This is a genomic window from Blautia wexlerae (assembly GCF_013300825.1).
In the GTDB taxonomy this organism is placed as follows: Bacteria; Bacillota; Clostridia; order Lachnospirales; family Lachnospiraceae; genus Blautia_A; species Blautia_A wexlerae_B.
Map to the genome: position 1 here is coordinate 18344 of NZ_JAAIMY010000008.1, position 13561 is coordinate 31904.

General features: G+C 42.2%; 13 protein-coding genes and 2 pseudogenes. 14 read left to right on the top strand and 1 reads right to left on the bottom strand.

The window, feature by feature from the left end; genetic code table 11:
* Positions 1 to 32: 32 nt before the first annotated feature.
* The 14 genes and pseudogenes from pyrH to G4417_RS06065 all read left to right on the top strand — a co-directional run bounded on the left by pyrH (position 33) and on the right by G4417_RS06065 (position 12114).
* Positions 33 to 728, top strand: a complete 696-nt coding sequence (gene pyrH, locus G4417_RS06000; RefSeq protein ID WP_173682964.1) for a UMP kinase — start codon at positions 33 to 35, stop codon at positions 726 to 728.
* Positions 729 to 797: 69 nt separating this feature from the next.
* Positions 798 to 1349, top strand: coding sequence for a ribosome recycling factor (frr, locus tag G4417_RS06005; RefSeq protein WP_173682965.1), 552 nt, complete (start codon positions 798 to 800; stop codon positions 1347 to 1349).
* Between the two features lie 125 nt (positions 1350 to 1474).
* Positions 1475 to 2194, top strand: a pseudogene (locus G4417_RS06010) (isoprenyl transferase); the annotation flags it as partial.
* Positions 2195 to 2197: 3 nt separating this feature from the next.
* Positions 2198 to 2992 (top strand): phosphatidate cytidylyltransferase, encoded by a 795-nt coding sequence (locus G4417_RS06015; protein ID WP_173682966.1) that lies wholly within the window; start codon positions 2198 to 2200, stop codon positions 2990 to 2992.
* Between the two features lie 112 nt (positions 2993 to 3104).
* The gene (dxr, locus tag G4417_RS06020) at positions 3105 to 4247 is read left to right on the top strand and encodes a 1-deoxy-D-xylulose-5-phosphate reductoisomerase (RefSeq protein ID WP_173682967.1); all 1143 of its coding nucleotides are present in this window, start codon (positions 3105 to 3107) and stop codon (positions 4245 to 4247) included.
* Positions 4207 to 5544 (top strand): RIP metalloprotease RseP, encoded by a 1338-nt coding sequence (gene rseP / locus G4417_RS06025; protein ID WP_330598700.1) that lies wholly within the window; start codon positions 4207 to 4209, stop codon positions 5542 to 5544. The genes dxr and rseP overlap by 41 nt, the downstream gene beginning before the upstream one ends.
* 367 nt (positions 5545 to 5911) lie before the next feature.
* Positions 5912 to 7381 carry a sensor domain-containing diguanylate cyclase gene (locus tag G4417_RS06030; RefSeq protein ID WP_173682969.1) on the top strand — a complete coding sequence of 490 codons (1470 nt, stop codon included), beginning with the start codon at positions 5912 to 5914 and terminating at the stop codon, positions 7379 to 7381.
* Between the two features lie 41 nt (positions 7382 to 7422).
* Complete coding sequence (locus G4417_RS06035) at positions 7423 to 7848, top strand: PucR family transcriptional regulator (RefSeq protein ID WP_173717668.1); 426 nt, start codon at positions 7423 to 7425, stop codon at positions 7846 to 7848.
* 150 nt (positions 7849 to 7998) lie between these two features.
* Positions 7999 to 8691: a hypothetical protein gene (locus tag G4417_RS06040; RefSeq protein WP_173682971.1), complete on the top strand. Its 693-nt coding sequence runs from the start codon at positions 7999 to 8001 to the stop codon at positions 8689 to 8691.
* A 354-nt stretch (positions 8692 to 9045) separates the two neighbouring features.
* Positions 9046 to 10212 carry a UbiD family decarboxylase gene (locus G4417_RS06045; RefSeq protein ID WP_173682972.1) on the top strand — a complete coding sequence of 389 codons (1167 nt, stop codon included), beginning with the start codon at positions 9046 to 9048 and terminating at the stop codon, positions 10210 to 10212.
* Positions 10213 to 10290: 78 nt separating this feature from the next.
* Complete coding sequence (locus G4417_RS06050; RefSeq protein ID WP_173682973.1) at positions 10291 to 11022, top strand: DUF554 domain-containing protein; 732 nt, start codon at positions 10291 to 10293, stop codon at positions 11020 to 11022.
* A 93-nt stretch (positions 11023 to 11115) separates the two neighbouring features.
* Positions 11116 to 11451, top strand: a pseudogene (locus tag G4417_RS06055) (UbiX family flavin prenyltransferase); the annotation flags it as partial.
* 13 nt (positions 11452 to 11464) lie between these two features.
* Positions 11465 to 11887 (top strand): hypothetical protein, encoded by a 423-nt coding sequence (locus G4417_RS06060; protein ID WP_173717669.1) that lies wholly within the window; start codon positions 11465 to 11467, stop codon positions 11885 to 11887.
* Between the two features lie 104 nt (positions 11888 to 11991).
* The gene (locus G4417_RS06065) at positions 11992 to 12114 is read left to right on the top strand and encodes a hypothetical protein (protein ID WP_330598181.1); all 123 of its coding nucleotides are present in this window, start codon (positions 11992 to 11994) and stop codon (positions 12112 to 12114) included.
* A 116-nt stretch (positions 12115 to 12230) separates the two neighbouring features.
* On the opposite strand, the gene G4417_RS06070 is transcribed toward G4417_RS06065, so the two are convergent.
* Entirely contained in the window at positions 12231 to 13499 is a 1269-nt protein-coding gene (locus G4417_RS06070; protein WP_173682976.1) for a peptidoglycan-binding protein, read from the bottom strand.
* Between the last annotated feature and the right edge of the window lie 62 nt (positions 13500 to 13561).

The window sequence follows — 13561 nt, forward strand, 5'->3', positions numbered from 1 at the left end:
TGCGATAAAATTAATTTCAGGAGACAGTTACTATGAAACGTGTATTATTAAAATTAAGCGGTGAAGCTCTTGCCGGTGAGAAAAAGACCGGATTTGACGAGGCAACTGTTATTGAAGTTGCAAAGCAGATCAAGACAATTGCTGAGGAAGGACTGGAAATCGGCATCGTGATCGGCGGAGGTAATTTCTGGAGAGGACGCACCAGCGAGACTATCGACAGAAATAAGGCTGATCAGATTGGTATGCTTGCAACAGTTATGAACTGTATTTATGTATCTGATATCTGCAGATACCTTGGATTAAAGACAGAAATCTTCACACCATTTGTATGCGGTGCATTTACAAGCCTTTACTCTAAGGATGCAGTGGAAGCAAGCTTTGCACAGGGTAAGATCGTATTCTTTGCAGGCGGTACAGGACATCCTTACTTCTCCACAGATACAGCCACTGTACTTCGCGCAGTAGAGATTGAAGCAGAAGCAATCCTTCTTGCAAAAGCTGTTGACGGAATTTATGACAGTGATCCGAAGACAAACCCGAATGCAGTAAAATATGATGAAATTTCCATTGAAGAAGTAGTTGCAAAGAAACTGGCAGCTATGGATCTGACAGCATCGATTATGTGTATGGAACAGAAGATGCCGATGCTGGTATTTGCACTGGATGAGAAGGACAGTATCATCAATGCGGTACATGGCAAATTTGTCGGAACTAAGGTTACTGTATAAGTAAGGCTTATAAGTGAGTTTACAGAGAAAGTGTAATATAAAAACTATAAAAAGAGGGAGACGAACCTAATGGATGAGAGAATTCAGAAATATGAAGAGAAGATGAAAAAGACATTGGCAAGCCTTGAGAGCGAGCTGGTTACAATTCGTGCAGGACGTGCAAACCCGCATATCCTTGACAAACTCACCGTAGATTATTACGGAGCTCCAACACCTCTTCAGCAGGTGGCAAATATCACTGTCCCGGAAGCTCGTATGATCCAGATTCAGCCATGGGAAAGCAGCCTGATCAAAGGAATTGAGAAAGCAATCCTTACCTCTGATCTTGGATTAAATCCAAGTAACGATGGTAAAGTAATCCGTCTTGTATTTCCGGAACTTACAGAGGAACGCCGTAAGGAACTGGTTAAAGATGTCAAGAAAAAAGGCGAAGCAGCCAAAGTAGCAGTCCGCAACATTCGTCGTGATGCAAATGATGCATTTAAGAAACTTGCAAAACAGGATGTATCTGAGGATGAGATCAAAGAGCTTGAGGAGAAAATCCAGAAGAGTACAGATAAATATATCAAAGAAGTTGATGCGGCAGTGGATGCAAAGAGCAAAGAAATCATGACCGTATAAGGGAAACGAAAGGGAGAGCTCCATGAATGCGGGCTCTCTTTTTATCTGAATGAGATAATGGACCGGAAACTGCGGCTCATTATGATGAGACAGTAAGGTTAAAGGAATAACAGAATAAGAAAAGGAAACGAAAGAGTATGAATGTACCAAATCATATTGCCATTATTCTGGATGGCAATGGACGCTGGGCGAAAGCAAAGGGAATGCCCAGAAGCTACGGACATGTGAAGGGCTGTGCAAATCTGGAAACAGTCTGTGACTATATGAAGGAACTGGGAGTCAAATATGTGACTGTATATGCTTTTTCTACAGAGAACTGGAAACGTTCCAAAGATGAAGTAGACGGTCTGATGAAACTGTTCCGCAGTTATCTGAAAAAATGCATTAAACTGGCAGATAAGAACAAAATGCGTGTCCGGGTGATCGGAGAGGTTTCGGCATTTGATCAGGATATTCAGGAAAGTATTGCACGTTTGGAACAATATTCTCAGAAATATGATGAAATCTATTTCCAGATCGCATTAAACTACGGCAGCAGAGATGAGATCATAAGAGGTATCCGCAAACTTGCTCAGGATGCTGCAGATGGAAAAGTAAAGCCGGAAGAAATTGATGAGCATGTTTTTGACAATTACCTGGATACGGCAGGAATACCTGATCCGGATCTGATGATACGCACAAGTGGGGAATTGAGACTTTCCAATTTTCTGTTATGGCAGATGGCTTATACAGAATTTTATTTCACAGATGTGGCATGGCCGGATTTTAATAAAGCAGAGCTGATTAAGGCTATTGAGAAATATAATCAGAGAGACAGAAGATACGGCGGAGTTAAGGAGGAGTAAAGAATGTTTAAGACAAGACTCTTAAGCGGAATCCTGCTTGTGATTATTGCGCTTGCCACTATTATCAGCGGTGATTACGTGCTGTTTTTCACACTTCTTGCGGTTTCTCTCATTGGAATGAGAGAATTGTACAGAGCAATGAAGGTGCAGGATGAGAAGATAAATCTGCTGGCGGCAGCAGGCTATTTAGGCGCAGTATTATATTATCTGGCAGTACTGCTTGATTTTGAGAGATATGGAGTGCTAGCTATTATTTTCGGACTTGTGCTGCTCATGTTTGCATACGTGTTCACTTATCCGACCTATGAGGCTGGGCAGGTAATGCCTGCACTGTTTGGTATCGTGTATGTGGCAGTTATGCTGTCGTTTATTTATCTTACCAGAGAACTTCCTGGTGGAAAGTTCCACGTATGGCTGATCTTTCTGTGCTCATGGGGATGTGATACTTGCGCATACTGTGTGGGAATGCTGATCGGTAAACATAAAATGGCACCTGTCCTCAGTCCTAAGAAATCTGTGGAGGGAGCTGTGGGCGGTGTGGCAGGAGCTGCACTTCTTGGTGTGATCTATGCAGCGGCCACTCAGGGACCGATGCTGGAATATGCTGTGATCTGTGCAATCGGAGCACTGATCTCCATGGTAGGCGATCTGGCTGCATCTGCAATCAAGAGAAATCAGGGGATTAAAGATTATGGAAAATTAATTCCGGGACATGGAGGAATCCTTGACAGATTTGACAGTGTGATCTTCACAGCACCGGTTATTTATTTCCTCTCTCTTGTGATGATTGAGATCTAACGGAGCATATATTTTTCTGATATACATGTTTACAGTATTTTTTGATATGAGAACTGTCAGGTCAGAAGTAATTTTATAAAATTGTTGTATAAGTATTGAAATGAGGTACAATATGAAAAAAGTAGCAGTCTTAGGTTCTACAGGTTCGATCGGAACACAGACACTGGATGTGGTACGTGCAAATGATGACCTGGAAGTAGTTGGTCTTGCAGCAGGCAGTAATGTAGAAATGCTGGAGAAGCAGATACGTGAATTTCATCCCAGACTGGTTGCAGTCTGGAAAGAAGAGGCAGCCAGAGATCTGGCAGTACGTGTGCAGGATCTGGATGTAAAAATCGTAAGCCAGATGGGTGGTCTTATCGAACTTGCCAGAATGGAGGAATCAGACATTCTGGTGACCGCTATCGTAGGAATGATAGGAATCAGACCAACTATGGAAGCAATCCTTGCAGGTAAGGATATTGCTCTGGCAAATAAGGAAACACTGGTAACAGCCGGACATCTGATTATGCCGCTGGCAAAGCAGTTCGGTGTGCAGATCCTGCCTGTAGACAGCGAACACAGTGCTATTTTCCAGGCACTTCATGGAGAGAAAAGAGAGCAAATACATAAACTGCTCATCACTGCATCCGGCGGTCCTTTCCGCGGAAAGAAAACAGCAGATCTGGAGAATGTGACTCTGGAGGATACGCTGAAGCATCCGAACTGGGTAATGGGACAGAAGATTACAGTAGACTCTGCAACTCTGGTAAATAAAGGTCTGGAAGTTATGGAAGCCAGATGGCTTTTTGATATAGATCTGGATCATATTCAGGTTGTGGTTCAGCCGCAGAGTATTATCCATTCTATGGTGGAATTCGAGGATGGTGCAGTGATAGCGCAGCTTGGAACACCGGATATGAGACTTCCGATACAGTATGCATTATGCTATCCGGACAGAAGATTTTTAAAAGGCGACAGACTGGATTTTCATATGTTGAAGCAGATCACCTTCGAGGAGCCGGACAGGAAAACTTTTAAAGGTCTTCCAATGGCGGTGGAAGCGGCAAAAGCAGGCGGCAGTATGCCAACCGTTTTTAATGCCGCAAATGAGCTGGCAGTCCGCAAATTTCTTCAGAAAAAAATCAGCTTTCTGGATATTTACGAGATTATCGGGCAATCTATGAGCAGACATACAGCAGTAAAGGATCCGGACCTGGATCAGATTCTGGAGATTGAGAAAGAAACTTATCGTTGGATTGAAAGCAGGTGGTAGATTGAAAATTATTATTGCAATTGTCATATTCAGTGCAATCATTCTCTTTCATGAGCTGGGACATTTTCTTTTTGCAAAGCTGAATAAGATCGTGGTCACAGAATTCTCTTTGGGAATGGGACCAAGACTTTTCAGTTTTGAGAAAGGAGATACCAGATATTCACTGAAACTTCTTCCTATCGGTGGCTCCTGTGCCATGCTGGGGGAGGATACGGACATAGAGAATGAACCGGGAACTTTTAACAGTGCGTCTGTGTGGGGCAGGATTTCCGTAGTTGCCGCAGGACCGGTATTTAACTTTATCATGGCATTTGTATTGTCTGTGATCATTGTAGGTACTGTAGGATATGAACCATCCAGAGTTCTTTCCGTGAAGGAAGGTTCTGCGGCTGAGGCGGCAGGACTGAAAGAGGGAGATATTATTACCGGTTATCAGGGATATCACATTGATCTGGGAAAAGATATCTATGTATATTCCTATCTGAACCAGCTGAAAGAGGGAGATACCATTAACCTGACTGTTAAGCGTGACGGAAAGAAGATGGACATTTCCTATAAGTCGGATACAAATGTGAGATACCTTCTGGGCTGCAATTTCAACGGGGATGATACTTCTGCCATGACAGTGGAATCTGTAATGGATGGAATGCCGTTGCAGGAAGCAGGGATTCAGCAGGGAGATGTGATCACATCCATTAATGGAGTGAAGATTACAAATGCAGCAGATTACCAGAAATATATTCAGGAGAATCCGCTGACAGAAAAGTCTGTAAAGCTTACCTATTCCAGGGACGGACAGGAATATGATATTACGGTTACACCAAAAGAATACCGTACGGCAGAATCAGGATTTACCTACAATATGTATTCTGAAAAAGCAAAAGGGCTGAATGTAGTCAAATATGGTGCCGTAGAAGTAAAATATATGGTACGTACAACGATTCTCAGCCTGAAAGAGCTGGTCAGCGGAAAGCTTGGAATGAAAGATCTGAGTGGTCCGGTCGGAATTGTGGATGCAATCGGAACTACGTATGAGGAAAGCAAAAGCGAAGGAACCATGATCCTGTGGATGAATATGCTTAATCTGGCAGTTCTGCTCTCTGCAAACCTTGGAGTTATGAACCTCCTTCCGTTTCCGGCACTGGACGGTGGACGGCTGGTATTCCTTGTCATAGAGGCAATCCGCAGAAAACCGATTAACAGACAGGTGGAGGGCGGCATCCATTTCGCAGGGCTGATGCTGTTGATGGCGCTGATGGTATTTGTTATGTATAATGATATTGTTAAGCTGATCTGATCATCTGGCATACCAGTGTGGGTTTGAAAAAATCTCCCACAAAATGTGACGCATATCTTGCGTAAAGCATTTTTTAAACACACTTTAGAACCAATATAATGTATATGATTAAAAAGACAGATATCTTGAAAGAAAATAGAGAGTCTGTCTTTTTTTGACGAAAATTTGACGATTTATCTGGATTTTCACAGTTCGATTTGATATATTAAAATTGTCCTGAAGGTTTAAGCGACAGATATATGTATTACACAAATCTGTTACAGAGGATTAACAGTGAAAGTATTTTGACTGCAGTTTCGGGAAAGTGTGTGTATAATGTAACCCAACAAAAGACAAACAGAAAAATGTGGGGTGAAAGGAGATGTTTATGAGAAAGAAAAATGAAATCACTGAGTATGTAGCTGCTGCTCTTATATTTGTGTGTGCGGTAGCAGTAAGTCTGGGCATATTTCTGGTATGCACACAGCATTCTATTGAACGTAGCACGCAGAAAGTAATTAAGACAAATGTTTCCAGACAGAGTGAACATATCAAAGCAATTCTGGATATTCATTATGGATATCTGAGGGGTATAGCAAAAGAGATTGGAAAATCCGAAGAACTTGTGTCGGATGAAAATATGGAAATGTTAATATCACTTGAAGAGGAAACTGTTTTAGAGCGTACAGCACTGATTGAAGCAGACGGTACGGCTCATTATGATAACGGAGCAGAGAAGAATGTATCTTCGAGGAGATATTTTAAGGAAGGAATGGAGGGAAAAGAAACACTAAGCGATCCACTGGAGAGCAGCGTAGATAAAGAAACCCGTGTAATTCTGGGCGTACCGGTCTGGAAAAACGGAAAAGTGATAGGAGTTCTGGGTGGTTCTTATAACGTAACTGCATTAAGCCGTATGCTGTTTAACGATTTCTTTGAAGATGTAGGATATACACTGATCACTACCAGTGATGGTGAGATTATTGCGTATGATGGTGATTTTGCCTATCATGAGATTGAATATGGCGATAACTTCTTTGAATTTTATGATGATCAGACACTTATTTTTGGTTCGTCCCTGACAGAAATGAAAAAAGATTTTACAGTGGGTGCCGATGGACTGATGAAAATAAGAATTGGAAATGATTATAATTCAGACCGTTATCTGGCCTATACAGATATGGGATTGAATGACTGGATGATTTGTTATGTTATCCCTGTTCTTGAAGCACAGAAATCTTATAACTTTGTACGAAGATATGAACTGATTTTTACAATCGGGTTTTGTGTTATGGCAAGCATGTTGTTCCTTTGGGGATTTGTTAAGAACAGATCAAAAAATAAACAGCTTATTCAGGCAGCCGAGACAGATGCACTGACCAGCGCGTACAATAAGAGAAGCACAGAAGAACGGATCCATAATGTTCTGCAGGAACACCCGCAGGAACCGGGAACTTTTGTGATCATGGATGTGGATCATTTTAAGGAAGTAAATGATATATATGGACACATTACAGGGGACAAAGTCCTGTACAAATTTGGTGAAGTGCTTCATGAACATTTTCGTGAAGGAGACATTGTTGGCAGGATTGGTGGTGATGAATTTGTAGTATATATGAGGAAAACGGACAGCAGAGAAGTTGCTGTTTCCAGAATCGAAAGTCTGATAAAAAAGGTTGAAGAATTATCGTTTACGGAAATGAATGGAAAGAATATTACCATTAGTGTCGGAATGGCATTTGCTCCGGAACATGGAACAGGATATTTTGATCTGTATAAAAATGCAGATACTGCATTATATAAGACAAAACAGAATGGCAGAGATGGGTATAATATTTACGAAGAAGAAAAAAGATAAAGATAGAGGTAAGGAAGATTCTTATACGGATTGTGGAGCGCGTGCAGAGAGAAAATGAAATGAAACTGTGTGTGGGAGTTGGAAACAGTATTGCATATCCGGATGAGGCAAAGCGCAGCAGAAATGAAGCTGCTGCCGCAATCAGGGTTGCTGCAGTCACAGACATGCAGGGACCGGTTTATTTTTATAAAGATCAGGGAATCTACACACTGATCTCGCACGTGGACGATACCAGGGTACTGGACGAATATGTGGGAAAACAGTTAGGAAAACTGTTCAGATATGATGAGATAAATACAGGGAATCTCTGTGAGACACTGGAGAATTATCTTGCACATGACTGTAATGCAAAGAAAACAGCAGAAACCATGTTCCTTCACAGGAATACAATGAATTACAGGCTGAAGAATAATTATGTAGAACTTTCAGAAGAGCAGGTGCTGGAGATTTATAAGGCTGCTTATTAAAAAACTAACCAATAGTTAGTAGAAAAATCCTTTCTGATATTGTATTGTAAATATATAATAAAACTGAGCAAAGTATCAGGTGTGTATCAAAAACATTTCCTGATATTTGCCTGAAATTATAATACCATATCAGGAGAGGAGGAGATTTTTATGAGTATGAAAGACCGATTTGTAAGAAAAAGCAGAAGTTATCTGGTATTTTTTCTTCTGGCGGCATTTGCAGCACTTTTATTTTTCCCAAGGGTAGCATCAGCTGCTTCCAAGCCAACTACCAAACAGCTTAAAGTAACTTACAGAGGATTCGAATATGACAATGATACAGCAAAGTTATATTTGAAGCTGAGGCTGAAAAATACTTCGAGTTACACGATTACAAAAGTGAAAATGGGATATGAGATACCTATTATGGAGGATGGAACCATAACCCAGACCTTCAGTGTAACGATTAATCCTGGAAAGACAGTGAATAAGACGGTTTATATTGGAAAAATGACTCAGCAGCCATATAAAGCGCCGAAGGTAAAATGCTTATCGTTCTGGTATAAGTCAGCGACACCTAAGCTAAACCAGCTCAAAGTCAGCTACAAGGGATATGAGTACAATCCGAACACAGGAGAGCTGTATATAACTGCCCGTATGCAGAACACTTCCAGTTATACGATTACAAAGGTAACGATGTATTTTGAGATACCACTGGATGAAACTGCAACACCGACCAAAATCTACAATGTAAATATTCCGGCCGGAAAGACAAAAAATTACAGGTTTAAAATCGGAAGGATGGCAGATGCTCCGGATGGAAAGGTACTTGTGAAATGTAAGAAATTTTGGTATAAAAAATAGCAGATGAAAATTTCTTGTTGGAATAATCCATGTGAAAAGAAGAATAAAGAAGAAAATGCGCACTGGTTTTCTGGCTGGTGCGCATAGTTTTTGTGACACGTTTGATTGTCTTTGTCTCTGTATTGATGTTTCTATGTTACTATTCCAGTCTGGAATAAGTCTTTTTGCTTTTTGAATTGAAGCTCTCCGGAGAAAAATGTTATTTTATCTGTTAGAAAATGTCAGACGATAATAATTTAACCGAATTAAATTGTGGAGCAGTTATTTGGTATAGAGTTTATATAGCAAAAGCGGATGATTTTATCCGCTTGACACCGTCTGATTGATATATAACATCCAGGAGGAACAAGCAAAATGAAAAATGTGGAAGTCAATGACCTGCGTTCTGCTCTTGAGCTGCTGGAATCTATTCCGGGACAGTTTGTGGAGACAGATGTGGAAGTAGATCCAAACGCAGAATTATCAGGCGTATACAGACATGTAGGCGCAGGCGGAACCGTAGAACATCCGGTAACACCAGTCGTAATTCCGAATGAGCAGGCGAAATGTCAGGAAGTGGTTCATCTGGCAACAGAGGAAGGCTTTGATATCCGTAAACTTCTTCCGGCTCCGACAAATACACCGGAGGATGCCGGCCCGTACATTACGCTTGGAATGTGCTATGCATCAAACCCGAAAACAGGAGAATCAGATGTGACAATACACAGAATGTGTTTACAGTCCAAAGACGAGATTTCTATTTTCCTGATGCCGGGAGCACGTCATATCGGATATTTCCGCGAACTGGCAGAAGCAGCAGGAGAGCCGCTTCCGATTTCTGTCAGCATTGGTGTCGATCCTGCCATTGAGATTGCATCCTGTTTCGAGCCGCCGACAACACCTCTTGGCTATGACGAGTTACAGGCAGCAGGCGCTATCCGTAATAAGCCGGTAGAACTGGTGCAGTGTCTCACAATCAACGAGCGTGCCATTGCCAATGCGGAATATGTTATCGAGGGAGAAATCCTGCCGAATGTACGTGTCCGCGAAGATCAGAATTCCAACACTGGAAAAGCAATGCCAGAGTTTCCGGGCTATTGCGGACCTGCAAATCCGGAACTTCCGATCATTAAGGTAAAAGCTATCACAACAAGAAAGAACCCGATCATGCAGTTTAAGAAGACAATGCCGTCAGACGAAGGGCGTCAGCGTCAGGCCGCACTGCTTGCATTCTCTGCATTTGCGGAACTGAAACACGTGATTCTGGTGGATGAGGATGTGGATATTTTTGACATCAATGATGTGATGTGGGCGATGACAACCAGATTCCAGGCAGATGTTGACCTGATCACGATTCCGGGAGTACAATGTCATCCGTTGGATCCGTCCAACAATCCGGCATACCATCCAGAAATCCGCGAACGTGGTGTGGCATGCAAGGCAATTTTTGACTGCACCGTACCGTTCGATCAGAAGGAGCGTTTCCAGAGAGCACAGTTTATGGATGTAGATCCGAAACACTGGCTGCCGGATATGTTTTAAATAATAAGAAAAAGCTTCAGGCAGATGTCAGAAAAAGCGGCATCTGCCTGAAATCAGGTAAAGGAGAGAAAAAAAGTTATGCCTATTGGAGTAATTATCAATGCATTATCTGTGGTTATCGGAGGAATCCTGGGTGCCCTTGTGGGACATAAATTAAGTCCGAAATTCAAGGCAGACATTACCCTGGTATTCGGTGTATGTTCCATGGGAATGGGAATCAGCACTATTGGTCTGATGGAAAATATGCCGGCGGTTATTTTTTCCATCGTAATCGGAACAGGAATCGGTCTTGCGATTCACCTTGGGGAAAAAATTAACGCCGGTGCAGGTGCGATGCAGAGAGTAATCAGCAAATTTATCAAGAATTCAAATTCAGAGCTGTCGGAAGATGAATTTATGAATACGCTGGTTACAATTATCGTGTTGTTCTGTGCCAGTGGAACCGGAATTTATGGTTCTATCGTATCCGGAATGAGCGGGGATCATTCTGTGCTGATTTCCAAATCCATTCTGGATTTATTTACAGCGGCCATTTTTGCGTGCAGTTTAGGAATGGTTGTGTGTATGATTGCGATTCCGCAGGTGATTATTTTCCTCATTCTGTTCTTTGCGGCAACAGCTATTTTCCCGCTGACAACACCAGGGATGATCAATGACTTTAAAGCTTGCGGTGGATTTCTGATGCTTGCAACAGGATTCCGTATGGTGAAACTGAAAAACTTCCCGACAGCGGATATGATACCGGCTATGGTGTTGATCATGCCGATGTCATGGTTCTGGGTGACTTATGTACTTCCGTTAGTATCCTGATATGTATCAGCTGAAAATTTGTCACAGGCATAATTCCAGAATGATTTTCCGGCAGGGGAGAGCTGACGATAGTCATTACAGGCGAGTGGAAGCTACCGTACGATAGGAATGATCGTGATTCCGTGCAGTATGAAAACTCTGGCGGGAATCGTAAGCGGGTACAGTGATAACCTTGTTCTGCGGGCAGCAGATGTAACTTTGAAAGAACGACGGAAACTGGTTCTTGTGACAAGGGAAGCGCCGCTTGGAACCGTTCATCTCAGAAATATGTATGAAGCCAGCCAGCTTGGTGCGGTCATCATTCCGCCAGTGCTTAGTTATTATAATCATCCAAAGACAATAGAGGACTGCAACAGGCATATTGTGGGGAAAATACTGGATCAGTTTGATTTGGAAGGACAGGAGTTCCATCGGTGGATGGAAAAGTGATTGGGTAGATGAAATGAGCAGGAAAGGAAGATGCGAAAGTATGTTAAAACAGGCACAGGAAAAAAGAAAAACAGAATTACATAAAAATTTCCTGAATTGTGATATTGCAGTATATTGTCAGCAGTTGGATTATGGATATGAAATAAGAATTCTGGGCGGTCAGCGCTCTCATGTAGGAGCTGTTACTGTGTCAGATGAACAGGGAGACTTGCAGACTATCGTATTACCCGGACACAAAGAAGATGTCATTACCAGAAAATGGGCTGAGCAGATATGGGAACTTGTCAAACAACCGGTGTCTGTGCTGGCAGGAGTACATTATGATAATCTGGAAAAGGAACAGTTGATGGAAGTAATCCGGATATTAGATCAACTGCTCGAAAACTTAGAACAAGAACTGCGATTGCGGAATACAAAATGTAGTCAAAACGTATAAGAGAAACATAGACATAGAAATACAATGGTGCTATAATTTTTTCAGATAACGAAATCAGGAGTTTATGTCGGTATGTCGGACTGGAAAAAGCCTGTGAAAAAGCAATGAACCAGATTCGGGAGCTGCGTTATGATGAACGGTTTCGTAATGAGGACAGAAATGATATTCTGGCATATGGAATTGCTTTTTGTAAGAAGAAATGCAAGGTAGTTGTCGAAAATTTATAAGGAATGAGGTAATCTTAAAAAGATGATATCTGAAAAGGGAAAGGAATAGGTGATAGATTCTTGCGCATCAGTTCTTTGCAGGCTGATGCGCATATTTTGTCTGCTTTGCTACAGCTCTAACGTAGCTCAGCAATCCTGCTGACTGCCACGTAAATCTCCTGAATTTTATACCAGGTTGGATAGTCTACGATCCCTGTCTGGTCCAGACCGAAAATACTCTGGAAAATCCTGACGGAATTTTGGGTCTCAGGTCCGTAAATTCCATCTGCGGTAACAACAGGGACAGCAGGATAGGCCTCAGCAATTGTATTTAACTGCTCCTGAATCTGTCTCACCTTATTTCCGGATGCACCGATATCCAGGTCATATCCCGGCCAGGAGGAGGGAATCCCGGAGATTGCTTCCGCCACATTGATATACATATCATTTCCGTAAAAAGCCCGGAGGATTTCAATGGCAGAGTATCCCTGATCGCCCAGTGCCTTGCTTCCCCATTGTGTCATCCAGCCCCTGGTTCGGCATTGTACCTGTTTGCCGTCACAGTACTGGGTAAGGATTGGCTGACGTACATTTGGTCTGGAAAGATAATTCTCAAACAGTTCATCTACAATGCGGTCAATGCTGGCAAAAATATTTCTGCCATAGATCCATTTGTGATCATAGGCAGTTGAGGAAGTAATCGTAAAGTCATAACCTTTGTTCCGGTACCATTCCGTATAAACCCTGTTCAGAGTAAAAGACATGATAGCCAGAATATTTGCCCGGATGGTGTCGTCGGGCCAGGTGGCATAGATTTCGCTGCTGGCTACATTTTTGATGTAATCTTTGTAGCGTACATAATAATTGCCCGCAGCGGAATCGTTGACAGGTCCGTCGTGTACCACTATATATTCAGGGATAACGACTTTGCTTAATACAATTTCGCCGTTTTCATTTATTGGTTTTATCTCGGCTTCTTCGATTTTGGGAGGATATTCATAGAACAATGTATGCGGAGGAATTACAATTCTCTGGAAAGTTTCGCCGGATTCCATGACATTCAGCGTTGTTGGCTGTCTGGATAAAGTATCTGCTAATACCTGGCTTCCTGCGATTTCTTTGGGCTCAAAGCCTTCTGCTTCGATCTGAATGGTATATTCTGAGTATGGCTGCTGTTCAACCGGTTCCATACTATATTCCAGAGGTGGAGTCTTAAGTTCAATGACAGGAGTGCGTCCGGAGGAATCTGTTGCCACTTCTTCAATGGTACTGTCGGGTGCTCCTGTGTAGGAGATTCTGACGCGTGCGTTTTCTATGGGACGATTGTTCAGCCGGTCTGATACGGTAACCTGATATTGTCCTGTATCTATATTTTCCTGCTGCATCTGCATATGATAAAAAGCCATACAAGCTCCTGTAGATAATGCTTTCCTGATAAATTATGCAGGGGACCGGAAAATGGTTACCT